Origin of the sequence: Maridesulfovibrio spiralis (SeqCode) (genome assembly GCF_048571135.1) — a bacterium.
Classification (GTDB): domain Bacteria; phylum Desulfobacterota; class Desulfovibrionia; order Desulfovibrionales; family Desulfovibrionaceae; genus Maridesulfovibrio; species Maridesulfovibrio spiralis.
On record NZ_CP182344.1, the window covers coordinates 3,424,649 to 3,451,264 of the forward strand.

Genomic DNA, 26,616 nt, shown 5'->3' on the forward strand with positions numbered 1-26,616 from the left:
AAGCCCGGCTGAAGATTTTCAGCCGGGCTTTGGTTAAGTCAAATAAGACTTAGAAGCGTACAGGCAGGGATTTTTCAAGTCCTGCGAGTACTTTCTTGTGTTCTTTGTCTACGGCTTTATCGGTCAGAGTTTTCTGTCCGTGGCGGTAGGTAATGCGGAAGGAAAGGTTACGTTCATCTTCCTGTCCTTCGGGGACGAAGACGTTGACCAGTTCCACAGATTCGATCAGGGGCAGCTTAAGGCCGCGGATCGCTTCTTTGATGGTTTCCGCGTGCAGGGAAACGGGACCGATTGCAGTCACGTCACGTCTTGACGGCGGGAATACTGGAAGGGTCTTAAACTTGATCTCGTGTTCCATAACTATGTCACGCAGCAGATCGGCATTCAGGTCTGCCATCCAGACCTCTTTCTTGGCGTGGTACTTATCGGAGATATCAGCCTTGACCATCCCCATGAAACCGATTTCCTGATCACCGAGGGTGATGTTCACACAAGGTTCAAGGTAGCTGTGATCTTCCGCTAGGGTGAAGGTTGCTTCGCCCAGCTTGAGGTCAGCCAGCAGGTGCTCTACGAGACCTTTAATATCAAGGTAGTCGGCATCGCCCTGTTCGTTGGGCCATTCGGCGTTGGAACGGGGGCCGTTGAGCATGATACCCAGACGGGACTGCTCGCGGGTTTCGGTGTCGGACTCAGCGTCCTTGATGAATTTTTTGGCGATTTCAAATACCCGGATATGGGTGTTGCCCTGTGCGAGGTTGTGACGCACGGTGTTGAGCAGGCCGGGAGCCAGCTCAGTACGCATTACGTTCTGATCTTCGCTCAGGGGGTTGGCGATGTTTACGCGTCCTTCCTTGGGCAGACCAAGCAGGTCGAGATCATCATCACCTACGAAGCTGTAGTTGATAGCTTCGTGCAGACCTACGCCGCGACCCCAGTTTTTAATGCGGCGGTAGAAGCCGTAAGGGGTTTCCGCAATAACGGAAGCGTCAAAGGTCTTGGAGATGCGGGGCAGGACAGAAGGAATCTTATCCATGCCGAAGTAACGGGCTACTTCTTCGTACAGATCGGCTTCACGCTCGAGGTCGAGTCTGTAAGAAGGAGTGGATACTTTCCAGCAATCTGCATCGCTATCATTAACTTCCAGTCCCATAAGGGAGAAAGCTTTTTTGCTGAATTCAGGCTCAAGGTCCAGACCAAGCCAGCTGTTGCAGCGCTTGTGGCGGTAATCGTGGGTACGGTCCTGCCAGGGCTTGGGTTCGTTCTTGGCCACGCCGGAAACAACTTTTGCGCCGGAAAGTTCGCTCATAAGCTGAGCTGCACGATCCATGGCAAAGGTGTTCATCTGCTGGTCCACGCCACGCTCGAAACGGTATGAAGCTTCGGAGGGCAGAGCCAGTCGGCGAGCGGTTTTGCGGATAGTGCCTGGGCGGAATACTGCGGATTCGAGGACTACATTGGTGGAGCCGTTGTGAATTTCAGAGTTCATGCCGCCCATAACACCGGCCAGAGCAACCGGCCGCTCTGCGTCCCAGATGAGCAGGTCGGAATCGATAAGCTTACGTTCCTGTTCATCAAGGGTGGTGAATTTAGTGCCTTCAGGAGCAAGACCGACCCTGATTTTGTCGCCTTTGAGCAGATCAGCATCAAAGGAGTGCAGGGGCTGGCCAAGTTCGAAAAGGATGTAGTTGGTCACGTCAACAATGTTGCTGATGGGACGAACTCCTACAGAAAGCAGACGGTAGCGCATCCAGTCCGGAGAAGGAGCGATTTTCGCACCCTGCAGGATTCTTGCCTGATAGAGCGGGCAGTATTCGGGATCGTCGATCTCGATTTTGAGCATGTCTGCTGCATTGCCGCCTGCCTCAACGAGGTTGAGTTTAGGCATGATGATAGGCAGATCAAATGCCAGTGCTGCTTCACGGGCGATGCCGAGCATGGAAAGGCAGTCGGCACGGTTGGGAGTGATGCCCAGATCCATGACGGTGTCTTCCATGTTCATTGCTTCAGTGAATTTGACACCGGGTTTAAGCTCTTCAGGCAGGATCATGATGCCGTCGTGCTCATCGGAGAGTTCCAGTTCGCGCTCAGAGCAGATCATGCCATGGGACTTAACGCCGCGCAGTTTGGCTTTCTTGATCTTGAAATCGCCGGGCATGGTCACGCCGACTTTGGCCACAGGCACATTAATGCCCTGGGTCACGTTGGGTGCACCGCAAACGATATCAAGAAGCTCGCCGTCACCGACGTCTACTTTACAAACAGACAGCTTATCGGCTTCGGGGTGCTTGCCGCACTCCACAACGTGACCGACAACGATGTCTTTGATCGCTTCAAAAGGATTGAAAATTTCTTCAAGCTCAAGGCCGAGCATGGTCAGCCTGTCGCCAAGCTCCTGAATTTCGCCCTCATATGGAACGAAATCCCGCAGCCATTGCATGCTTAAAAGCATTTGAGCCTCCAGCAGTATTTACTGCGTATATATTAGGAAAACTGTTCGAGGAATCGGATGTCGTTTTCAAAGAACATGCGCAGATCGCCGATGCCGTATTTGAGCATGGCTACGCGTTCAATGCCGAGTCCGAATGCGAAACCGGAGTACTTTTCGGTGTCGTAATCAACTGCTTTCATTACGTTGGGATCCATCATGCCGCAGCCGAGGATTTCCACCCAACCGGTCTGCTTGCACACACGGCAGGGCTTACCGTCGATGGTGCCTTTGCCGCCGCACATTACGCAGGAGATATCCACTTCTGCGCTGGGCTCGGTAAAGGGGAAGAAGCTGGGGCGGAAACGTACTTCAGTCTTGGGTCCGAAAAGCTGGTGGACGAATGCTGTCAGTGTTCCGCGAAGGTCCGCCATGCTCACGTTCTGATCGACGAGAAAGCCTTCGATCTGGTGGAACATAGGGGTGTGGGTCAGGTCGGAATCCCTGCGGTAAACTTTACCGGGTGCGATGGCTGCCAGCGGAGGAGTTCTGTCCTTCATGGTGCGGATCTGCAGCGGGGAAGTGTGTGTACGCAGCAGGATGGAATCTGAAATGTACAGGGTATCCTGCATGTCGCGCGCGGGGTGTTCCGGCGGAATGTTCAGTGCTTCGAAGTTGTACCAGTCGTTTTCAACTTCGGGTCCGGTAACGACTTCAAAACCCAACCCGATGAATACGTCACAGATCTCGTCCATGACAAGGGTGACCGGGTGGAGCGAACCTTCAGCAGGCTTGCGACCGGGCATGGTGGGGTCGAAACGGGACAGGCTCTCAGCGGTGGCGGCTTTTTCAAGCTCGCTCTGTTTTCCCTCGATAAGTTCGGTGAGAGCGGCCTTTACTTCATTGGCTTTTTTACCTGCTATAGGCTTGTCTTCGTTAGGAAGTGAGGGCAGACCAGACATGATTTTGGCTACGCGGCCCTTGCGGCCGAGAAGGTCGATCTTGATATCTTCCAGTTCAGACAAAGAAGCCTGATCCAGGCGTGCAGAGCACTCCGGGACCAGGCCTTCAAGTTCCTGTAACAGGGACTTTACGTCCGACATTTAGCTTACCTGAGCTTTTGCTATCTCAACCACTTTGGCGAATGCAGGAGCATCGTTTACAGCCAGATCGGCGAGAACTTTACGGTTCAGGACAACGCCAGCGGTAGACAGGCCGTGAATGAGGCGGCTGTAGGACATACCGTTCAGGCGTGCAGCAGCGTTGATACGCTGAATCCAGAGTTTACGCATATCACGTTTGCGAAGCTTACGACCAACGTAAGCCATGCAGAGTGAACGTTCAACACGCTCTCTGGCGGTGCGGTAAAGGGTTGATCCAGAACCACGGAAACCCTTGGCCATTTTCAAATATTTTTTATGACGCCTCTTAGCGGCGACACCACGTTTTACTCTCATTTATTCCTCCTAGGGAATTTTCTCTAAAACCAGCCGCGAACGTAGTTCCGCGGACAGGAGTGTTCAAATAAAGTGCTAATTACTCAAGTAAGCTATTCTTATGAAGCAATTATGCGTAGGGAAGCATGCGCTTGACCTGACCGATGTTCGCACTGTCAACAGTAGTGCTCTTGCCGAGTCTGCTCTTACGCTTCGCAGTCTTCTTGGTCAGGATGTGGCGCAGACCCTGCTTGCGACGCTTGAATTTGCCGCTGCCGGTTTTAGCAAAACGCTTTGCTGCGCCTCTTCTGGTTTTCATTTTAGGCATTTTTTTTCCTCCTTGGGAATACCGACACGTAAGCCGGAAAAAACCTTATTTTTTAATGGGGGCCAGCATCATATTCATGGTGCGGCCTTCAGACCTTGGGGCCTGTTCCATTTTGGAAATGTCCTGAGTTTCCTCTTTGACACGCTCCAGAACAGACAAACCTCTGTCCTTATGGACGATTTCACGGCCCCGGAAAAATATAGTGACTTTGCACCTGTCGCCGCCTTCGAGAAACCGACGGATGTGCTTGAGCTTTGTCTGGTAGTCGTGCTCGTCTGTCTTGGGGCGAAATTTGACTTCCTTGATCTGGATTACAGTCTGTTTCTTTTTGGCTTCCTGCTTACGCTTCTGCTGCTGATATTTGAACTTACCATAGTCCATAATCTTGCAAACAGGCGGATCAGCCTTTTCTGCAACTTCAACCAGATCAAGACCCCGGTCCTGTGCAATTTCAAGGGCTTCTCGTGTGGGAAGTACTCCCAACTGTTCACCCTCATCATCAATAACCATGACCTTGGGAACTCTAATGCGCTCGTTTCGGCGGGCACCGTCATCCCTGCGATAGGGACGCCTGTCTCTATGAAAAGCTATAGCTCATGCCTCCGCGTTTGAATGGTTCACTAATGGCGGTCGAAATAAGCTCTGCCGCTTCTTCAATAGACTTGAGTCCGGGGTCTTCCCCGTCGCGGGCCCTTACATTGACCGATTCCGCAGCGACTTCTTTGTCGCCAACTATTAACATGAACGGGATTTTTTCAAGCTGGGCTTCCCGAACTTTGTAACCCAGTTTCTCATTGCGATCATCAACCTCGGCACGAATGCCCTTTTCTTGCAGAAACTGCAAGACTTTTTGTGCAAATTCGTTCTGAGAGTCGGTGACTGTGAGAATTTTTGCCTGAACAGGGGACAGCCAGGCAGGCAGAGCGCCACCGGTGTGTTCAATCAGTACACCGATGAAGCGTTCGATGGAACCGAGGATAACCCGGTGGAGCATTACAGGTCTGTGACGCTCACCATCTTCGCCCACATAGCTTAAGTCGAACCTTTCTGGCAAGGTAAAATCACACTGGATTGTAGCACATTGCCAGCGACGTTCAAGTGCATCTTTAATAATGATGTCGATTTTAGGACCGTAGAACGCTCCGTCGCCTTCATTGATTGAGTAGTCCATACCCATTTCTTTGAGTGCGCCTTCGAGAGCTTCAGTTGCTCTATCCCAGTCTTCGTCTGAACCGATAGCCTTTTCGGGCTTGGTGCTGACTTCTGCTTCGTATTCAAATCCAAACAGGCCCATTACATCGCCAACGAACTTTGCAACTCCGATGATTTCTTCGCGGAGCTGGTCGGGGCGGCAGATGAGGTGCGCATCGTCCTGAGTAAAAGTACGAACACGCAACAGGCCATGCAGTACGCCGGACTTTTCGTGGCGATGAACCACACCCAACTCAAAGTAGCGCTGGGGCAGGTCGCGGTAACTGCGAAGTCTGGATTTGAATACCAGCATATGAGAAAGGCAGTTCATAGGCTTGATACCGTAGGACTGCTCATCAATCTCAGTAAAATACATATTCTCGCGGTAGTTGTCGTAGTGACCTGACTTTTCCCAAAGCTCTCGCTTGAGGATCAGCGGACCCTGTACGAACTGATAGCCGCGTTTGAGGTGCTCTTTGCGCTCAAAATCTTCAATGATTGCGCGAACCAGCGCTCCCTTGGGATGCCAGATGGTCATACCAGCGCCAACATCAGGGTTGACGGAGAAGAGATCCAGCTGTGTGCCGAGTTTACGGTGGTCGCGTTTTTTAGCTTCCTCAATCTGTGCGAGGTGCTTTTTTAGGGCTTTAGGGTCAGGAAAAGCAGTACCGTAGATACGCTGAAGCTGTTCACGTTTTTCATCTCCGCGCCAATAAGCACCTGCAACGGAAAGCAGTTTAAAAGCCTTGAGCATGCCGGTACGCGCCACGTGGGGGCCACGGCAAAGGTCAGCAAATTCACCGTTGGTGTATACGGAAACGGTGTCTGCTCCCAGGTCGTTGATCAATTCGATTTTGTAGGACTCGCCCATTTCTTCGAATTTTTTGAGTGCGTCCGCGCTGGAAAGCACTTCGCGGGTAAATTCTTCGTTGGCACCAACGCGGCGCAGCATTTCGGCTTCGATGGCCTCCAGATCTTCAGGAGTAAAGGGGCGTTCGTAGTCGAAGTCGTAGTAGAAGCCGCTGGCAATGGAGGGGCCGATGGTCACCTTGGCTGTAGGGTAGAGTTTTTTTACTGCTTCAGCCATGAGGTGTGCTGTGGAGTGGCGGATTACCTCCAGACCTTCTTCGGAATCAGCCATTACCGGCTCAAGGTCGGTACAGTCGGCAGGCACGGTGGTGGTGAGATCAAGAAGCGTGTCGCCGCATTTGGCAACTACAACGTTCTTGAACTGCTTCTTGGACAAGGCCTCTTTGAGAACCTCGCCGCAAAGCGCACCCTGCTGAACCTCAAGTTCTTTACCTGCAACTTGCATATCCACTCTCTCTTTGCGGAAAAAATGTTTCAATGTCCGACAACTTCGGACAATCTTAAAATGTCTTCTTTTATGCGAAAAAGTTGCCCTTGCAACTATCCGTTATCCCTGATTCGTAAGGCTTGAAGACTTAGAACATCATAATGATCGCGCAGCATTCTTACTGCACGAAAGGCGGTATATTTAGCTGTTAAATGACGGGAAGTCAAGGGATGTAAGGGGTTAGTTGGTCAATTCTTGTGATTAAAAGCAATATTTTAAATAAAGAAATATATTTCGATTTTAGAAAAGCTCTATTTAAGTATTAGATTGTGCTTTAGCATTTTCTTTGGAAAATTTTATCCATTTCATCGGTTTGTGCGGATTTAGTATTGTGCCCGCAATTCGTGATCTTGTTCAGCAAAGCAAAAATCCCCCGCCGGAGCAGGGGATTGTACACACTATGCTGACTCGACACCGGCCTTTTTCGGCCATTTGAATCCCTTTGGAAATGCGTTGTAAGTTTCAAGCTCGGCGGTGAGCATGTCATGCAGCTTCTGCATCCGGGGGAGGTTTGTTTTTCTACGCGTTCCCCAAGCCAGATTGACCATCTGGCCCGGATCATCAGCCATGTTGTATAGTTCGTACTCCAGCTTGGTCCCTTTGCTGGTGAAGTAGACGGCATACAGCCATTCTTTGTAGCGGATGCTGCGGATTTTACCGGCAATAGTGTTGTAGACGTTTTCTATGCCCAGAAGTCCTTTAAAGAGTGATTCGCAATCTTCGGTGAAGAACATGGCCCTGTCCCGCACGCTGACTTTCGGGTCGTCCATGACCGGCACAAGTGATTTTCCGTGGATGCCCATCTCCTTCAGTTCTTTGGGGGTTGCCATCCCGGTTAATTGTGCCACAGTGGGGACCAGATCAATCAGGCTGGAGAAGGATTCGGTTTTTGTCCCTTTGGGAAACAGCTTTGGGTTGGATATGATCAGGGGTACATTGATGGTTTCCTCATAGCTGTTGACTCCTTTCTGGATTAACTGGTGGGCCCAGCTTTGTTCCCCATGATCAGCAAAACGGAAGATGATCGTATCCTCAGTGAGGCCCTTTTCCTCGAGCTTGTCCAGTACCGCTGTAATCTGATTGTCCACAACTTTGTGCAGGTGGGCGTAGAAACGGCAGAATTCCGTGCGGTCCTTTTCAGTGGGGCAGCTGGAGACTTTGTCGCACAGTTTCTGGTATTCTTTCTGGGCCGAAGGCTTTTCATCCAGATTGTCATTGTAGTTCGGCGGGAGTTCTATTTCAGTGAGATCCACATAATCAGCCTTGTTGTAGCCCCATTTATCCTGATCAGGCCATGCGCTGATGTCGTGCGGATTGCCGAATGATGCGACCATAAGGAAAGGGGGGCCGTTTTCCGGGTCATGATTGTCCAGATATTCGAAAATAGTTTCGCCTTTGGTTATGGCGGGTGTCATGCTGTTGTAGGTGTCCGGCACACCGTCCACAAAGCGTTGGTCGTTACCGGGAAAACCGCTGCCTATCCACGGATTTCCTCCGATATCAACGGCACAGTCCGGCGGATTCCAGCGGTGGGCACTATAGTTTTCCGAGGCCCATTTGATGTCGTAGCTGGCAAAGCTGTCCATGGACGGATTGCTCTGCGGAGTAAAGAGGTGCATTTTCCCTTTGTAGGCAATGTCGTATCCAACCTTTTCAGCCAGTTTGAATATGTTGGTGATGTCGGTCCGCATGGGAGGGTTGGGCGGAACCTGTGTTACGCCGTGGACACTGGGGTAAACTCCGGTCAGAAAACTTGCCCGGCTGGGTGAGCAGGCTGAAGCGGCGATAAAATTATTGCTGAAGGTTACTCCGCTATTCTGTAGACGGGCCATGGAGGGCATGTGTTTTTCAATCCAGCCCTCAGGCCAGTGTTGAGCCTGCCGCTGCTGGTCGGTGATGATCAGCAGTATGTTGGGCCGTTTGCCGTGTTTGTTTAACCGGGGTGGGGTTGGGCTTTTGCTTGCAGTCCCGGCCTTTGCCACCTGTTCGCCAAGTACGCCGGAAGCCACAGCTCCAGCAGTTAATGCCAGTCCTTGCTTAAGGAATTCACGTCTGGTTTTCTCCTTCATTGTCCTGCCTCCTGTATTGGAAGTGTCCACGGACCATTGTCTTCGGATCGACAGCCTGGCTGACCCTGTGACAGGGAACAGGCATGCGGCGATTCAGATAATTGGAACAACTATACGTGAAAACAGCAGGCAGGTACAAGTTTTTAGCTATGAACCGCAACACCGTTTGTATTTTTTGCCGCTACCACAAGGGCAGGGTTGGTTTCTGCCTGTTTTAGCATCATATGTCATGTCAGCCCTTCGGTTTTCAACCTGCGAGGCGGAATATTGTTTTTTCCAAACTTGTGCCAGACGGCGAAGTCTTTGGTCTGCATGTTCGAAGAATATTTTATATGCCGGGCAGAGGTAATTTGAGGGCTTTCCTTTTGTGTTTCCTAGACGGTCTTTGGGACATCCTGCCCGGCACAGGGGCAACCACCTGCATTTTGTACATTCTTTGGGCAGGCAGGCCTTTCTGTATCCGAAGGTGGATTGCCGCTTGGAATTGAGCATTTCAGTGAGGGAAGTCTGTCGGATATTGCCGAGATGCCATTCAGGCTGAACATAAAAATCGCAGCAAAAGACATCTCCGTTATGTTCAACAGTGATGTAGCACCCGCATTCTTTGAGCAGGGTGCATTCCGGGGCAGGATAGCCGATATATAAATGAAACAAGGACTCGAACATACGCACGGATGTGGTGGGCGTTCGTCCATAAAAATCATCCATCCAGTTGTCGAAAATGCGGCATAGAAAATGCCCGTACTTCTCGGCAGGAACCGAGAAAGGCAATAGGCGGCTGGGATCATTCCTGTCTGTTTCCACGCAGGGGATGAACTGCATATGGGTTAAACCCAGATTCTTGTGATATTCGTATATTTCGTCCGCAAAGCGGACCGAGTGGTCATTTACGACAATCAGCGCGTTGACTGCCAGCCCGGCAGAGAGCATTTCTTTGGCGTTGGCGGAGACTTTTCCCCAAGTGCCTTTTCCTTTGCGGCTGCGGCGGTAATGGTCATGCACATGTTCGGGACCATCCAGCGATAAGCCGACCAGCCATGGATATTTTTTAAGGAAGCTGATCCAATCTTCGTTGATGAGCAGTCCGTTGGTTTGCAGCCCATTTCCCACAGTCTGTCTCTGCCCGTATTTCTGTTGCAGTTCAATACACCTGCGGTAGAAATCCAGTCCCATCAGCGTTGGCTCGCCACCCTGCCAGATAAAGCTGACCTGCTCCCCGGATTGATTCATTGCCTGCCGGATCAATTCTTCGAGCAACTCACCGGACATGCGGTATGTTGGTGTTTCTTTGAATAATGAACTTTTATCCAGATAGAAACAGTAGCTGCAGGCCATGTTACAGTCTGGCCCTGTCGGCTTGATAAGGATAGTTTGCAATGGTTTACGCATACTTTCCCATATCATCCATGTATAGCTGTGTCTGCATTAAAAAAGGTCAGGGTGCTGATAAAGCATCCTGACCTCAATATTTTATTGGTTGGGAATTGTTTATTTTACTTGCAAAGCAAAGGATGGTTTCCCTTCAGTTTCATTTATCCCAATCAATTCAAGTCCTTCACCGTCAGTTTCGCAATTCATCAATTTAATGGAGTTCCCTTCGAAGACTTCAGATAGAAAAGCAATGCGTATGGATTTGATTTCGTTCTGATTCAATCCAAGAGGACGCAATCCGTCGAAAGACCAGCGTAGGTACTCGGCGTTGTTGACGTGTCCGTTGGCGTCAAGGGAGCTGTAGCCTACGTTGAAAGCCCGGATTTCCTGTGTGGGCATTCCGGGGCGCAGCCGTTTCATTGCGTCAGGGAAAACGCATTTGTCCTGCGCATGAAAATTGAAGTCCGGGTTGATAGTGATCGGCTTGCGGGTGGCCTCATCAAGCACCATCCATTCGGATGAAGCGCGGATGATTTCGCGTCCTTCGGCGTTGCAGCCGGAAAAATCGCGAAAAGCGCGCAGCCTTTTCACCCCCCGGGACCATGTAGTCAGTTCAAACTCTTCTTCGCGCCGGGGCAGTTCGTCAATTTCGATGCGCATGGAGGTCAGCACCCACATCTGGCCGGATTCGGCAAGGTCGTTAACACCTATGCCGAGCGTATCAGCATGCACGGTCGCGGCTTCCTGAAGGTGGTTCATGAGCCAGTGGCAGTGCATGCGGTCGTCCGGGCCTGTTTCGTAAGCCGGGACGACCTTGTTTATTTGTGCTGAGTTTTTAGTCATCCTACCATTTCCTGCCGAGATCGAGAGGAGATTTGAGGCGCATCATGATCTGTTTGGTGTCTTCCTCTGCGGAGAACCGCTGGTAAACGCCCAGTGCCCACATGGGGAAGTACTGGGAGTAGCCGTGGTAACGCAGGTAGAATACGCGGGGGAATCCGGTTCCGGTGAACAGGGTTTCATCCCAGCTTCCGTCTTCTTTCTGGGTATCCAGCAAGTAGCGGATGCCCCGGCTGACGGCCTTGGAGTGGACCCGTCCGGCAGCCATGAGTCCCAGCAGTGCCCATGATGTCTGGGATGCTGTGGAATCTCCGAGTCCGGCGTAGTTTTTGTCGTTGTAACTCAGGCAGGATTCGCCCCAGCCGCCATCTTTGTTCTGATGGTTCTCAAACCATTCTACTGCCTTGCAGACGTAAGAGGAATTCATGTCCTCGCCGGCCTGACGCAGTCCGCAAAGCACGGACCATGTACCATAAATATAGTTGACGCCCCAGCGACCGAACCAAGAACCGTCGTCTTCCTGTTCTTTTTTGAGGAAGTCGATACCCTCTTTGATGGGCCGGAAACTCTTGTCGTATCCGATAACGCCCAGCAGCTCGATGACACGGGCAGTCAGGTCGGAAGTGGGCGGGTCGAGCAGTGCTCCGTGGTCGGCAAAGGGGATATCGTTCAGGTACTCGGCGCAGTTGTCGATATCAAATGCTGCCCAGCCGCCGTTGGAGGACTGCATGCCGATGAGCCAGTTTACACCCTTGATGAAATTCTCATGGTGTTCAGGCTGATCCAGAACCCCGGCACGGCACATGGCCATAAGCACCATGGCGGTGTCATCAAGGTCGGGGTAGAATGTGTTTTCAAACTGGAATGCCCAGCCTCCACCTTCAAGCTTCGGTGCTTTGGAAATCCAGTCGCCACGGAAGAAAATCTGCTGATCCCAGAGCCATTTCAGGGATTGCTGTGTGCATTTGCTATCCTGATCTTCGCCCGCTTCCATCATTGCGGAAAGGGCCAGGCAGGTGTCCCATATCGGGGAGTTGCAGGGCTGGCACATAGCCTGCTCGAGGTTCTCCGCGGTTCCGTGATTGGGGGAAATATCCAGCTCCGGTGCAGCAGAAAGCTCAGCTCCGCCAGTAATTACTGTATGTTCCCAAGGTGATTTTTCCGGCACGTGGAATTTGTCGACCATGAGATCATCAACAGCCTGCATGCCGCGCTTGAAATCCGGGTCGGATTCATCATAGCCGAGCAGGTGCAGCGCAGTGACAGCATTTGCCATTGCCGGGAAGATAGCACCGATACCGCCACGTCCGGCCATGTGTTCACGGGTCCAATCTTCAGCAAAGCTCAGGGCCTTCTTGTTGATGGATCTGGGAACCATATGCATGGTCCGTTTCAGGACACGGTCCAGCAGGATGAAAAGATTTTTACGCCAGCCTTTGTCGCGGTACTTATCTATATGAATGTGTTCTTCCGCAGGTTTGCAGAAAAGTTCCGGCACAGCTTCTTCCGGGCGCAGGCGGCATACCGGTTGCTTGGCGTAGATGATCAGCAGCGGGTAGATAACTGAGCGGGACCAGTAGGAAACCTTATCCAGATGGAAGAAAAACCATTTGGGCAGCAACACGATCTCAATAGGCATAGCCGGGGGGCAGTGCCACGGAATTTGGCCGAATGTAGCAAGGCAGATGCGGGTGAAGACGTTGGAAGTCTCTGCGCCGCCCTTGGCGAGGATAATCTGACGCGCGCGGACCATGTGTTCAGCGTCTTTGTCGTCGCCGAGTATTTTGAGGGCCATGTAGGCTTTAACGGAAGCACTGATGTTTACAGGGCCGTCGTTATCATGCAGGGGCCAGCCGCCATCGGGCATCTGCTTGGCGCGGATGTAGTTGCCCAGCCTTTCGGCAAGGCCTTTGTCCATCTTGCGGCCCAGAAATCTGTTAAACATGATGTATTCTGAAGGAATGGTTACATCTGCTTCAAGCGCGAAAACCCAGTAACCGTCAGGGGATTGCAGTGAGCGGAACCGTTTCATTACCCGGTTCAGGGCATCTTTGGGCTGGAGCAGGGAGACAACGTGATTTTTGGCCTTCTTGTTCATTTTCATGGCGGTTTTCTTGTTCATGGTGAATTTCCTTATATAAAACGGATTTTAAATCCGACCCGTGCGAAAAAGATTTGTTCGATTATAGTAATCAGGCGATGGCGTCAACGGCGGAGTCGATAACCTGCGCTTTCAGCCTGTCCAGCGGACCCCATTCAAATGTTGGGTAGGTGATCAAAAGTGAGGTCAGACCGTGTGTTGCAGCGACAACAGAGTTCGCGGTAACCAGAATGTCTTCCTCTGTGCAGTTTTTAGGCAGACAGTCTTTTACACATTCATTGATGCGGTTGTACATGGTTTTCCCGAGAGGGTTGTCCTGAAAGTGCGAATCGTGGTTTTTCCAGAGGTCGCTTTCCATCATGAAGCCGACGCGGTACGCGCTGGGGTTTTCGAGGCCCATGTCCACGAGAGTGTAGAGAATGTTCTTCAAAGCTTCACGCGGAGGAGGAGTCGTGGCGATTATGCCGTTGATACGTTGCAGGAAGTCCCGGTATGTTTCCTCTGTGAGGCAGAGGAATAGTTCCTTTTTATCTTTAAAATGATGATAGATAGTAGTTGGCGAATAGCCAATAGTGGTCGCCAGCTTGCGCATGGAAACTTGAGCGTAGCCATGTTCGGCAAAAAGTTTTCGGGCGGCATCCAGTATCAGCATTCGTAGTGGTTGCTGCGGCGTATCTATGGTTTTTGAATTAGCGTTCATCGTTGATTCTCCTCAGCTTAACGGTGTTAAGCTGAAAAGCGTTCTGTCATGAATGTATGCGCCTGTCAACCAAATGCGACTATGCTTATGATTTTTTAGAAGTCGGGTAGAAGGCTATCCTATAATATATGGATGTGTCAGGTGAGTTGATGTCCCCGGAAGGTTGGATGTTCCGGGAAAATGAGTAAAAAAGTTCAAAAATTACTTGCAATAGGCAGGTGCTTTGGATATTAATTCTCGCCTCGGACGGAGAAATGCGCTAAAGTTCTTCATCCGTTTTCAGATAAAGTGGCCCCGTAGCTCAGTAGGATAGAGCACAGGATTCCTAATCCTGGTGCCGCGTGTTCGAATCACGCCGGGGTCACCATAGAAATCAAAGCCTTACGAAGATTTTTCTTTGTGAGGCTTTTTCTTTTTCTGCAAAATCCCACCACTTTCCCACCACTTTTTCGATGATTGTGGGTGAGGATATGTGAGTGGGGAGTGTGGTATGTTGGGTTGGGCTAGTTCTTATGATGATGGTGAGTGCAGTTAAGGGGTGTTATGTATGAGTGTGTTTGAAGTGACTAGACAGTGTGACTATTTTCCTAGATTTGGTGATTCTCAAGTAACTCCATATAAAATTAGGGATGAACTTCTATTAAATTGTATAGGAAGTGGGGGGGATTTGGTGGAGATCGTTTTGATGGTTTTAGCCGCTATAAAGGCTTCGGATATGCATTGCTTGTATATTTTACTACGATTGCGTTAGATTTAAATATTTTCCCTAGGTACCAGGATAGAGTCTTTTTTGATTGTATGCATAGTGAACATAGAATGGATATTTTTAATGCTAGAAATTTAAAGCTACTAAAAGAGTTATCAAGCGATCGTATAAATGATATCTGTGCAGAAATTAGAGAATTGTATAGTCATGTTCAACGTAATTTGAAGAATGCAGGGTTAAAAGAAGTACGACTAAGAAGAGAGATTAAAAGGGATAAGTCTGGGTACTTGGAGTCTTGGATCAAATTAAAGAAAAATGCAGAGGCAAAATCTCAAAAGAAAATTAATGTTCATATGGATGTTTTAAATTCATTCGGCGAAGAAGGAGCTTATAAGCAGTACAAAGGAATTTCACTTGAGCTTACTATTCCTATCGAGGAAGTTTTTTATTGTAGTAATCTTGTTGGTGATTGTACTGGAGAGAAACAACCTATGGAAACTGGAGAATGGGTTATTCTAAATAGAAGCTTTGACGGAATAGCAAGTATTCCGACTTCAAGTATAAAAATTACTTCTGACGAATGGAATAATATTTCTGATATTGATGTCTCAGATCCTGAGGCTATTGTGAAACAATATAATCCAATGCCTGTTCTTTTTGAGCGGAGAGACCCAAGTTGTTGTCTTTATGGTACTCATGGCCTTAAGAGAAAGTTTAGATATCGATTGATGTATTATTTGGAGAAAATTATTTTGGGAACGTCTAAAGAATAATGTTGATCTATATGCCCATATGTTCGAACTCTCGGTTCCACCGAGATATTTGAGATAAGTTCTGACTTTGATGGAGTTAAATTTGGCTATGAAAATTTTTAGAGAGAGTGATAATATTTATGATGCTGTTGATTCTGTCGTTGAGCACGGGGTAGCTGTTTTAGCAGGAACCACGACAATAGCTGAGAGACATGGCCGTGCTATAATTGCTAGACTGAAACCGTATGAAGATGTAGCTCCTCACCTTAGTCATGAGGATGTCCCGAACAGCGGAGGGCTTTACTATGTCTTCGATTGTAATAGATTTTCATGCGGTGATGAAAAATTAAAGGCTCTTGTTGCGATGGTTGATACTCGTATCTGGTAGCTGTATGAGGCTGGCGTCCGTCTCTATCTTAGTTTCCCGGAGATTATTCGAAGGATTCGTGCCTCGCCTTAGCTTCGTTCTCTTCAGCAATTTTTTGACGTGCAATGCGTTTTCTTAATTCTGTTAGTTGTTCGCTTGCCCATTCCTGTACGCATGGGGCTTTGTAATTGAGGTAGCTTATGAAGAAAGTAGCGTATGAGCTCAAAACATATGAGTATGGGTAATACTCCATTTCTTCTGGGTAGTGTAATGGGGTTAGTTCTTTCAATATTTTTGGGTGCTTGTGAGCATGTTCAAGTAGTTGTTCGGCTACTGGGTTCAGGCTTATCGCTCTTCCACTAATGTCTGTAAAAAACAAAGGCGTAACGGTTGAAAGTTTGGGGAAACGGATTTTCGGGTCTTCTTCACACCATTTGATTGCATGCGGCGCGACTAAAAAGGCTATGTCGTAGTTATGGAGTGCCTTTGCCCTACTAAGTGGTCTGCCATCAGTGTTGAGTAAAAAAGTGTTCAGTACAACTTGTGGGTGTACCTCAATCAATGAGTTAATTGTGGGCGTTAGGTTCTTGATGATATTAACGTTATTTGTTGTGTATGATTTTAGTCCAAGTTGGCAAAAATCATGAGCCTTTTCTGCATATTTATCTGCTCCAAAACAGCATGCAATAATATTTCGAAAAGATAAAAGCTCATCTTGTGATAATCGGTCAGTGAGCAGGTTGAAACAAAGGTCCTGAGCGAGTAAGGTAAGTTTGCTGTCTTCCTTGTCTTTGCTGATTTTCATAGAAATAATACGCAGGGCTGCCTTTCTACCTTGCTGGGTCTCACATAGCGTAGAAAGAATGTCATTCAGCAATTTGGGATCGATTTTAGCACATGGTTTGATGTGTATGCATGGATGGCTTTCATATTTATTTTTCGCTTTATAATTTGGAAGAGCTTGCAAAATGCGTTTTGCTGCTGCTGTGTCGATCGTATTTTGACATTGAATCTCTAGAAAATATTCTCCAAGAATTTTATCATATATAGTTTCGTCTAAAATTTTATTGTATAAATTAAAGTCTCTTTTTTGCGTACCATTAAGGAATCCAAGTAAAATTGATATGTTGCGCTTTTCTTTTTCTACGAGTTCAAAATATGACTTAAGCTCATTCCAAATTTGTGTTGGATTTTTGCATCCAGCGACTAGGCCATTGCCGAAACTAGATATTTCAGCCTTATTGGATACAAGTTCGGGGCCTAATCGTTGAAGGATCTCTTTGTCTTGAGATATTTTTTTTCCAAGCTCAAATATATAGCTATCTGCACAGTTCCACCCAAGGGTAACTCCCGCTTTGGCTTCGGCTAAATGTTGCAATTTCCAATTTTTATTAAATAAGCAAACAATTGCTTTTTCATATAGGCCTTTGGGAGCTAGTCTTTTTTCAAGTTCTAAAAGTCTGGAGGTGTTTTCATTATCACATGAGGGGTTGGCTAGTGTTTTCCGTACAGCGATCCATCCATCTGGCCAGAGTTGCTTTTGTCTAATTTTGTCAGCAAAGTTATAGAGTAAATTTTGAGCTGGGGTTTTTAGCCAGATTCCTGGAAATTTATCTGCAATTATTTCTAAATACTCATTTTTTAGTAATGGCCTATTCAAGGCAATCTTTTGTACAAAATCCATAATTTTTACATACCAGTTGAGAACATCACTATAGCCATTAGGAGTGTATCCGTATCTTCGAGGGAGAGCACCAAAGTTAACGGGGTGTTGTAAACTGAAGTGTTCTGCTTCAAGAAGTCGTTCAAATATTCGAATACTCATTTTTACATATGAAGGGCTTGCAGTGACGCAGTCAGATAAAACACCTAGTCGTTGCTCAATGGTTGCTTCTGTGCCTGAAAGGCGAAGCTGAAAAAGGGAAGAGGTTAAGTTTACTGATGAATCGTATGCATAAGGCGTGTCTTTAATGGCAAACTTCAAGAGAATTCGGCAACATCTTTCAAAAAGATTGGGGGCGTAGGCAAGTTTGTGCAATAATTTTGGAATGTCATCATGGTACGCACTATCTCTTGAAGTGAAAGTCTTTCCATCCGGTCCGTTTGATGCACGTTCAATTGCTTCAAGTGTCTCTTCCTGAGCGACAGGAGCTATATTTGTGAGCAGGGTAACTCCAAGTTTATTCAATTTGGAAACATCTCCAAGCCAACCATCCGGCTGCAGCCACCCCTTAACTATCTCCTGAGCAGCCTCAGAATCATGAAGATAACCCAGCCGCCTAGTGTATGACTTAAGCAATCTGCCTGATCCATCTTTGTCGAAAGCATTTTTAATCAATTGTGCAGGAATATTCTCAAGTGCTTGTTTAGCAAGTCTGTTGGCTATTGCATGCGGAAGTACCGCACGCCACTTTGAGCGTTTTTGAGCCAGCCCTCTTTTGAGTAGAGTGTTAACGTGGCGATACAAATCCATAGCGGGCATGCCAGCCAGTTCAGCCAGTCTATCAAGTTCGCCTTCTGGAGAGTCAAGTGTTTCACCATCGAATGAGTAGACAAGCGAGAGGACTTCAGCTGCACGCATCAAACTATCATCTTCAGCATTGCGTTGATGAAAAAGACGTTTGAAAAGTTCGTTGTTTTCAAGAGTAAGGATTGCATCGCCCTTTTCGAATGTCTCAGCGAGAGCTATCGCTATACGTGCGTTGCCTTCAGAAAATTCTGCTATTCGTCTGGCTTCAAGATTATTGATGTCTTTGAATCTGCTTGAAATAAGTTTTTCAATGAGATCGTTGGAAGACGGTTCCATACGAAACACATCTGTTCGTTCCGGTTTGTCATCACGGATATCGTATTCAATGGTTAGCAGGCTTATTTTGCTATCAGCACGGATGCAGACTTTGCTGAGTTCGTCGTGCAAATCCGGCGGGCAGTTATCCACTATTAGGATGGCTCTTTTGTTCAGGGCTATTAACTGTAAAGCCATGTCTCGCGGAGTGGGGGATGGGCTATGCGCAATGTCTGTATAACAGGCGATTGATTTGGGAAGGTGATTTTGTCCAATGCGTTCGTCATAAAGAGCTTGAGCAAATCTGGTTTTACCAACACCTGATAGTCCTGCGAGTCGTATACAGCTCCGTTCTTGATGCAGAAGCGTTCTGATACTATTTAGCCCGTCCTTTGCCGATAATCCGTCTGTGTTTTTGCTGCGGTCATCGTAGATCTTGGATGAATTATCTAAGATGAATTCTCCATCTACTCCATCAGGGCATTCAGACCAGTTATCATGCGGTTGCCATCCACTGGAATTTGATCCGAGTTTTGCCTTGACCCATAAAACTAGGCTGGGATGTTTGCGGGTCCAAGTTGCAATACGGTTGCTGTCGAAAAAATCTAAGTGAAGGTCAGCCACTTCAGGAATTGCTTTGCATGATTCCGCCATGGCATCGAGTCTGCTCTTCAACATCTTGTGAGAATTCGTATCCCGGCCACAGGCAATCAGGTAAGCTCCTTTGTCGCGGGCTAGCTCTGTAAGGATAGGTTTGGGGATACCGTCCTGACTCATTTCCTTTTTGATTTTGCTTTTGGGCATGCTTTCTTGTTTGACCTGAATGCCCGTCTTCCAGCGTGGGATTTCTCCTATTTCTTCCGTTTGATTTTCCAGATCGACATAGACATCAAGACCTCCGTCTGCGGCACGTTGGTTTCCACCCCACTTAGCAGCGGTTACTGGGAGGTTGTTACGCTCAAGCTCAGCCTCGCATAGAAGGCCAATGAGAGTGCGAAGGTCTGAATCGGATAATTCTTGGATTTCTTTTTCTGTGATGTCGAAGATGTCTTGCATGGTTTAGCCTTAGTCTTCTGTTTGCGGTCTTATGAAACTGGTGACTGCATCAGAGAAATATAAAAGTCGTTAGGTCATAATCGCGTTTAAGCTCTTCATGGTGTTGTTCTTTATTGCGGCAACGCTGCTGTCTCGATACAGGATTGAGTGTTCGAGTCTGGCTAGTTTGTCTCTACGGGCAGAAAGCCAGTTAAAAGATCCTTCAATCAATGTATGGTTATCGACAATGAGTGTTTTACTGTGCAAGCCTGTTGCAAAGTGAAGTCTAGCTCCGGCTTCTGTTAGTACTTCAGTTACTCTTTCAAGTCGTTCAGGTTGGTGTTGTGCTCCTGCCAGAGCGAGTATTTTGTCTGTATAGATATTTACAGCAACACCTCGTTGTGTAGCTTCCTTAATTTGATCTGTGATATTATCTGCTTTTATGGCTTGCATGCTAAGGAATGGTGAGACTATCAGTAATTCATTTTGTGCTGTAGCAAAACTCGATGAAAGCACTTCTTGGTGGTGATCTAGGTCCGTAATGTGTTGTACAGGAGCATTAGTTTTGCGTTCAGTCAGTCTGAATCCAGGTAGTTCGCTTAAGCCGTCAGTAAAATTTAAGTGCTTACCAAGGATTTGGGATGGTTTGTTGTCTCCAGGGCGAAACATGCTCATATTTCCGAAAACAAGAAATGAGTGTTTTGCGCGTGATACCGCAACATTAAGCATATTTATGCTTCTATCAAAAAAAGGTGTGGAGACGTTGTCTGGACCGTACACAGAAGAAAATAAAACAATCGGTTTTTCTGCACCTTGAAGTTTATGGACCGTTCCAATTGTTAGTTTTTGCACTTCTTCATAAGATAAAAGATTTTGAATACTAGCTCTTAAAGTTTTGGCTTGCATTGTAAATGGCGTGACTATCGCAATAACATCAGCAATAGAATCGACTTGATAGTGGTCCAGTATCTTGTTGCGATTATCGGCTATCCATTGAGCTATGTTTTGTGCTTCATATGGATTGTGCCAGCTACCATTACGTTTTTGTCCAGTTGAGGGGATATGAGCATATCCAAGTTGTGGGAATATATAAAAGTTATCTGGCTCATGTTTAGTAAGCATTTCCATGTGTGGGTATGCGAGTTCTTTGCAGTAACTGATGATTGTTTTATGGCATCTGCGGTGTTCAAGCAGATGCATGCCACGTTCTTTTACTGGATTACCATCAATGATGTACTGAAAGGGAGTTGAATGTTGAGCCATTAGCATGGCATTACCGCATGATGCCGCTAAATGATTTGGTATCTCTTCATTTTTATCAGTGAGCAACTGATTGGACATCAGGTTGCCTCTATCAATAGCTTCAGTAATTCCATATACAGGTTCAATTTGGTAAATGTCGCCGACAACAAGGGCTTTTTGGGCGAGGGCAAATACCGCTGCCGCCTTGTCAGGACTTGCCTGTCCTGCCTCGTCCAAAATGAGTAGGTCAATAAATTCATATAGTGGTTTTCCATATGAACTGAAAAATTTTGGGGTCATAAATAACGTAGATACAATGCATGGGGTCAGCATTGAAATACGTTTGAAGCGTTCTTCTGTGCTTAGTTTGCTGTTCTTTTCTAAGCTCTTGATGCTTTCTTCCAGCCACCTTGCTTCATAGTAGTGTACGGCGAGTAGAAACATTTCATACCGGTGAGTCTTGTCCAGTTGTTCTAAAAGAGCGTAGAGGCCGTTCCTGTCAAAAGCTAAGGATTTGCCGTTAGGGAATAAAGAATTGAGTGAGTCAATGTCTGAATTGATTTGATTTAACTGTCTCTGTAGATCGTCCCTCTGATGGTATAAATCCATAACTGCTTGTTCAGCTATGCTGAGTTGCTGTTTTGTAGATGATTGAACTTGCTGTGCTTTTTTTAGCTTGCCGTTTAATGCATCACAAACATCCTGCAGATTTTGCGGCTGACTACTTAGGGATATTTCATTCTGGAGCATGAATGAGGTCGCCTTAGTCTTCTTTTTGTTTTTAACAAAGGAAAGGAATCCCAAAAGGCCATGCCAAAATGGTTCTGATTCCAATTCTTGAGCTGCTTTTTGCACCTGATCTTTTATCAAGCTAATTTGGGTGCTAGCGGCTTGAAGATCTTTTGCCTTGTCAGATAAATACTGTTCGGAGGTCGGAGTTTGGGCGGAAATATTTGCAAGTTTAGCCTTAGTCTGTTCGATGGACTGTGTGCTGTTTGAGCATTTGCGCCAGAGCTTAATGAATGTTGAAATTTCACTGGAAATATTCTCAATTCGGTTGCGCAAGTCTTGTTGTATTTGTTTTAAAGTCTTTTCTGGAGACGTTTGCTTCTGCGCGGTTTTACTAAATTGAGCATATTCTGTGACAAATTTCTGGAAGCTGTTCTTTATGAATTCAGGATTATCAAATTCTGTAAAATATCCCCTCAGTTCCGTGCAGTTACCTGTCCACTCCATAGTCATGGAAAGGTACGGGTTGTTGCTGCCATGTCCAAGTTTCTTTTGATTGCCTTCTGATAGTGCATAAGAACCAAGGCTTTTTACTTCGTCAGGAAGCCATCTACGTTCTAATATATTTTCTGAATCTTTGCTTAAAACTGTTCCAAAATCACGAATTACGTTTGTAACGGCCTGATTGTTAGATGATGTGGCTACAATAACAGGGGGGAATGTATTGCCATCGCGGCTGTCGAGTATGTTTTTTATCCATAACGATGCAATTGCGCTTTGTAGAAGAGTGGTTTTTCCTGTGCCGGGAGGGCCATTAACAGCCAGTGTTTCGTTCTGCTGAGTTGCAAAGAAATGATGAATTGTTTGACGCTGGCTGGGACCTAACCCGAAGCTATTACTCATCTGCCCAAGGTGATATTTTTCAGCAATAAGCGATTCTTCTTTGAGAGTAAGTAATGAGCGGTTTGACTCTCGTGATTTAAATAATGAAGCGTATAGAGTAGGGTATTTATCTTCTTTTACGATGTTATCGTAAAGACGTTTGATATTAGACGCTGCTCCTCCTTGGGCTTCTTTTCTGTTGATGCGTGGAGTAGATACGACGGTATAAGTCGTACCTGAGATTTCAATTTTCTGGTCAGGAGATATACCTGCAAGTTCGTCGAGAGCTCTCATGAAGAACTTATAAAGCTCACTCCATGGTAATGATTTAAAATCCTGACGGTTTTGAGCGAAGTATTCTTCGACATCATCCGTATGGGCCAGTGTGTGTTGATGGTAAGACACAACAGGGTCCAAATAGTCTCGAACGATCCAAGGCATTCTGAAGTTGGAAGGGAGCAGGGCACCTTCTTTTGTTAATGTGCAGGGGACGAGCATAGGAATTATTGTAGCCGGTGAATTAGAGTAATTACCGGCCCTATTAACCAACCTGTTTAGATGGACAGGGGCTATAGTGAGACCAACTGTAGATGAGTCTCCCTTTTTGCTGCGAAACAGCTTTTCTGTATTCGGGGCTGTTAATTTTCCTTGTCGTAATTCGTCTGAGGATATTTCAAAGTTGAAGTCACCATTTACAGCACTGGCTGTGATGAGTTCGTCTTCAAGTGTAGTTTGGTAATATTTTGTATATTTTGCTGCTATTTCAGTCATGTCTGATTTAAATAAGTTTAATAATTTATGTCTGGAAATATTCCAATATTTAAAGCTGTTTCGTATTAATGGATGGATAATATTGCCTTTCTTATTGCGTTAAGTTAATCCTTAAGTCAACTGATAAAGATTCATTTTATGGTTGTGTTTTAGTTAATTGAATTGAGATGTTATCTTTGAGTCGCCCTTAGTCTTATGGAGAATATATGCTTTGGACTTCTGATAAAAAATATATGCCATCTGCCTTTTCCAAGGAGAAGGATTTTGAAAAAGCAATTTTGATGGTTGAGGACGACCTCTTCGGGGCAGACCGCATTTATCTGGATGTGAAGAAGAAAATAGGGGCTGCCGGTAAGACCAATAATATCCCTGATGGCTACTTAATTGATCTTTCCAGTGCCAAAGAGCCGGTTCTTTATGTGGTCGAAAATGAACTTGCCAGTCATGATTATCTGAAACATATAGCTGTTCAAATTTTACAATTTTCACTTTCTTTTGAATCTTCACCACATAAGGTTAAGTCCATAATTAAGGAGGCTCTTTCTAAAGATATTTCCAAGTGGGATAGATGTGAATCTTTTGCTAGCCAGAATGGTTTTGAAAATGTCGATTATTTGCTGGAATCCATGATTTTTGGAAAAGATAAATTTCGCGCTCTTGTCATCATTGATGAATGTGTTGAAGAGCTTGAAACGGTGCTCGTCAGTCGGTTTAAGTTTCCGGTCGAAATCCTCACTTTGCAGCGTTACGTGCATGGAAGTGAGGCGGCTTATCGGTTTGATCCTTTTCTGGCAGATGTTTCGGCAGATACAGTAGACGCCGGGCAGGGGAAGCTTGATCCTTCAGAGATTGATACTGTGGTTGTGCCAGCTAGGGAAGACGGTTTTAAAGAAACCTTCCTTGGTGAGAATATGTGGTATGCAATCCGGATTCATTCCAGCATGATTTCGCAGATTAAGTATATAGCAACGTATCAGGTTGCCCCGATCTCAGCGATTACCCATATTGCTCCTGTTGAGCGGATTGAACCATGGAAAGACTCTGGAAAGTATGCAGTTATTTTGTCTGAAGAAGCGAAGAAGATAGCCCCTCCAATAAAATTAGTCAGTAAAGGGCGTGTAAAAGCTCCCCAGAACCTGCGTTATACTTCGCGAAGTAGGATCGAAGGGGCTGCAAATTTAGATCAGGTTTTTTAGGTTTTGGCTGATCTGGAAAGGCTTGCTAAATTGGCTGAGGCGTAGCTTCCCATGTTCCGCGTTCTTTATGTATGGTTTGCGAGTCTTTTCCTGAAGGTATGTTATAGTCGTTTAATTGAGACATTACAGGCAAGCCTGAATCCTTACACTGAATATAAGCTTATGGTTTCGGATACGGTTTTGCAAAACAAGGAAGTGTGGGGAATAATGTGAGGCCTTTCTGCAAAATTTCAGCATTTTTTCAATGATTGTTAGTGAGGGTGAGGAATATCGTTTGAATATTGCATCATTCTACACCCAAAGCCTTATAAACGGCATCCACCGGATCTGAATAAAAACTGGTTTGGAATTTAGCGAACAGTTCTCCCGGAATGGATGGAATGTCTCCGACACTACTCATAGGGATCAATATTTTTTTGGCTCCGGCATCAAATGCAACCTGAAGACTTGCAGCTAGATCTTCTGCTGGAATAATGCTTCCTCCAAGGCTCATATCACCAAGTACGGCGAGGCTGCCTTGAATTGGTTTACCCAAGAGCCCTGAACAGAGCGAAATGAAACTTGAGAGCGTCATGGTGCTATTCGGGCCGGTGTTGTGCAATTCTACAATATGGAGATGGTAATCCTTGTCTCCTGGCTTCGATGCTGCACTAACTCGGCTGGCATTCGCTTTGAAGTAGTCGAATGCAATTTTGATCGGTTCTTTGGCATGGTTTCCTGAACCAACACCTGAGATTGAGAATTTGCCGTTTCCTGCTGTCACCTGGAGTTCAAGGCGATATAAACCCAGATGTCCAGCTGTTCCAGAACCGATTGTATGCAGAGTTCCTGGGTTTAATGGTCCTTCTGGGATTAGCGATGCTCCGCCCTGTTCAGGCAGGCCGACGAAGAATTCTTCCATGGTTTCATTGTCGATGTAGCTGAAGTGTACATCATAAAATTCCATACCGCCCAGTTTCTTAAGTTGTTCCTTGACCCTACGACGGCACTCCAATGCGTATTTAAGGCATTTTTCGACAGCGGCCTTGTCGTGTTCCCCATGAGGGTAAAGAAGCTTGAGCAGACCAGATACTGATTTACGAACGGCGATGGTATCTCGCTGGTTCAGGTTGTTTCCTAATTTGAAATATTTATCGATGGCGTCTGCAAAGGTTGTTTTGCGCATTTCACGGAAATACTCTGCCATGTAATCAACAATCAGTCCGTATTGATTCGTGAAGAATTCAGGGCGCATCTTGGGGATCTCCCAACCCGGTGTATAGCAGTGCATCCGGTCAAAGAAAGCTGTATCAATCATTGTTTCCGGGAACGGGGCGAATAAGTGGCTGGTTTTGACCAGAGTATCAACACTCTGGTTAATATTACCCACGAAGACCATGGAGGCATTTGCGCTTATGGAGTCTCTTCCTCTGGAGAAAGAACCGGATGCCATGTAATCCTTCATGATCTGGACTCCATCTTTGTCTTTGAAAGTGATTCCCGCCACTTCGTCGAATGCAACTACGTCCCAGACGCCAACTAGCCCGACCTTGTGGCTGCTCATATTGTAAAACAGGTTTGCTACGGTGGTCTGCCCGCCGGAAACAAGAATACTGTTCGGACTGAGTTCCTTGTACACATGGCTTTTACCGGTTCCACGGGGGCCAAGCTCACAGATGTTGTAGTTGTTCTCAACCAGTGGAATTAAGCGGGAGAGCAGATGCCATTTTACTCGTTCATCAATGGCTGTCGGCTCAATTCCAGTAGAGCGCATGAGAACATCCAACCATTGGGATTCTGTAAGCTGTCTGCGGCCTTCATAGAGCGTTTCCATATCCATATTCGGCATCTGGATAGGTTTCAGCTCGGAAATGGAGAAAGGAGAGCCTTTCTGGCCCTCCTCGTAGAAATAATTAATAGAAATAATACTCCATATCCCACCAACAAGGAGTTTCTCAAAGTCCTTGACGGTATTGCTGGAAATTTCAACTCCCTTGGTTCCCAAGTTGGAAAGAAAGGCTTCGTAGCAATCGCGCTTCTCATTGAGCTTAACAGTTACTTTGTCGATGACCTTGAAACTGCCGCGCTCACGGATAATGGATTTTACCTTTTCTGCTTCATCGGGGCGCACGTAGTTTTGTGAGAGAATATCCTTTACGCTTTTGATGCCATCCTGAATGACGTCATCGTCGTCTGAAGCACAGTATATACCCAGCAGATATTCCAGCACATAGACCGGGACGTTGGCTCCTTCCTTGAGGAGCTTGGTCAGGTCTTTACGGACTACTTTTCCATGAAAGTGCTGATTCAGCAGATTGTCTAAGCTTACGGCTTCGTCGGTCATATCTTATTCC

Annotated in this window: 17 protein-coding genes and 1 tRNA gene; 4 read left to right on the top strand and 14 right to left on the bottom strand. The window is 46.7% G+C overall.

The features are described from left to right. Nucleotides 1-49 precede the first annotated feature (49 nt). The 11 genes from pheT to ACNI29_RS15410 form a co-directional block, all read right to left on the bottom strand. Nucleotides 50-2,449 (bottom strand): phenylalanine--tRNA ligase subunit beta, encoded by a 2,400-nt coding sequence (pheT, locus tag ACNI29_RS15360; protein WP_419779251.1) that lies wholly within the window; start codon nt 2,447-2,449, stop codon nt 50-52. A 32-nt stretch (nt 2,450-2,481) separates the two neighbouring features. Then, a complete protein-coding gene (gene pheS, locus ACNI29_RS15365) occupies nt 2,482-3,528 on the bottom strand; it encodes a phenylalanine--tRNA ligase subunit alpha (RefSeq protein ID WP_419779252.1) in 1,047 nt (348 codons plus the stop codon). Beyond that, nucleotides 3,529-3,882: a 50S ribosomal protein L20 gene (gene rplT, locus ACNI29_RS15370; RefSeq protein WP_419779253.1), complete on the bottom strand. Its 354-nt coding sequence runs from the start codon at nt 3,880-3,882 to the stop codon at nt 3,529-3,531. It lies immediately after the preceding gene. 109 nt (nt 3,883-3,991) lie between these two features. After that, nucleotides 3,992-4,189 (bottom strand): 50S ribosomal protein L35, encoded by a 198-nt coding sequence (rpmI, locus tag ACNI29_RS15375; RefSeq protein ID WP_419779254.1) that lies wholly within the window; start codon nt 4,187-4,189, stop codon nt 3,992-3,994. Between the two features lie 45 nt (nt 4,190-4,234). Beyond that, nucleotides 4,235-4,780 carry a translation initiation factor IF-3 gene (gene infC, locus ACNI29_RS15380; RefSeq protein ID WP_419782114.1) on the bottom strand — a complete coding sequence of 182 codons (546 nt, stop codon included), beginning with the start codon at nt 4,778-4,780 and terminating at the stop codon, nt 4,235-4,237. Next, entirely contained in the window at nt 4,767-6,701 is a 1,935-nt protein-coding gene (gene thrS, locus ACNI29_RS15385) for a threonine--tRNA ligase (protein WP_419779255.1), read from the bottom strand. Before thrS ends, infC begins: the two co-directional genes overlap by 14 nt. A gap of 434 nt (nt 6,702-7,135) precedes the next feature. Continuing rightward, a complete protein-coding gene (locus ACNI29_RS15390; RefSeq protein WP_419779256.1) occupies nt 7,136-8,806 on the bottom strand; it encodes a sulfatase-like hydrolase/transferase in 1,671 nt (556 codons plus the stop codon). A gap of 147 nt (nt 8,807-8,953) precedes the next feature. Beyond that, complete coding sequence (locus ACNI29_RS15395; RefSeq protein WP_419779257.1) at nt 8,954-10,210, bottom strand: anaerobic sulfatase maturase; 1,257 nt, start codon at nt 10,208-10,210, stop codon at nt 8,954-8,956. A gap of 84 nt (nt 10,211-10,294) precedes the next feature. Continuing rightward, complete coding sequence (locus tag ACNI29_RS15400; RefSeq protein ID WP_419779258.1) at nt 10,295-11,020, bottom strand: acyl-[acyl-carrier-protein] thioesterase; 726 nt, start codon at nt 11,018-11,020, stop codon at nt 10,295-10,297. Between the two features lies 1 nt (nt 11,021). Next, entirely contained in the window at nt 11,022-13,139 is a 2,118-nt protein-coding gene (shc, locus tag ACNI29_RS15405; RefSeq protein ID WP_419779259.1) for a squalene--hopene cyclase, read from the bottom strand. Nucleotides 13,140-13,209: 70 nt separating this feature from the next. Then, a complete protein-coding gene (locus tag ACNI29_RS15410) occupies nt 13,210-13,818 on the bottom strand; it encodes a TetR/AcrR family transcriptional regulator (RefSeq protein WP_419779260.1) in 609 nt (202 codons plus the stop codon). Nucleotides 13,819-14,108: 290 nt separating this feature from the next. On the opposite strand from ACNI29_RS15410, the gene ACNI29_RS15415 reads away from it, so the two are divergent. The 3 genes from ACNI29_RS15415 (at nt 14,109) to ACNI29_RS15425 (ending at nt 15,664) form a co-directional block, all read left to right on the top strand. Continuing rightward, a tRNA-Arg gene (locus tag ACNI29_RS15415) sits at nt 14,109-14,185 on the top strand. A 449-nt stretch (nt 14,186-14,634) separates the two neighbouring features. After that, nucleotides 14,635-15,297: a hypothetical protein gene (locus ACNI29_RS15420; RefSeq protein WP_419779261.1), complete on the top strand. Its 663-nt coding sequence runs from the start codon at nt 14,635-14,637 to the stop codon at nt 15,295-15,297. A gap of 82 nt (nt 15,298-15,379) precedes the next feature. Continuing rightward, on the top strand, nt 15,380-15,664 hold the full coding sequence (locus ACNI29_RS15425; protein WP_419779262.1) for a hypothetical protein: 285 nt from the start codon (nt 15,380-15,382) through the stop codon (nt 15,662-15,664). Nucleotides 15,665-15,707: 43 nt separating this feature from the next. Here ACNI29_RS15425 and ACNI29_RS15430 read toward each other — a convergent pair whose 3' ends face one another. Further along, entirely contained in the window at nt 15,708-19,484 is a 3,777-nt protein-coding gene (locus tag ACNI29_RS15430) for a hypothetical protein (protein WP_419779263.1), read from the bottom strand. Nucleotides 19,485-19,553: 69 nt separating this feature from the next. Beyond that, entirely contained in the window at nt 19,554-23,087 is a 3,534-nt protein-coding gene (locus tag ACNI29_RS15435) for an AAA domain-containing protein (protein WP_419779264.1), read from the bottom strand. Nucleotides 23,088-23,293: 206 nt separating this feature from the next. Here ACNI29_RS15435 and ACNI29_RS15440 point away from each other — a divergent pair, with 206 nt between their 5' ends. Next, entirely contained in the window at nt 23,294-24,283 is a 990-nt protein-coding gene (locus ACNI29_RS15440) for a DUF8743 domain-containing protein (RefSeq protein ID WP_419779265.1), read from the top strand. 286 nt (nt 24,284-24,569) lie between these two features. Here the strand turns inward: ACNI29_RS15440 and brxL are convergent, their stop codons facing one another. Then, nucleotides 24,570-26,606, bottom strand: coding sequence for a protease Lon-related BREX system protein BrxL (brxL, locus tag ACNI29_RS15445; protein WP_419779266.1), 2,037 nt, complete (start codon nt 26,604-26,606; stop codon nt 24,570-24,572). Nucleotides 26,607-26,616: the final 10 nt, after the last annotated feature.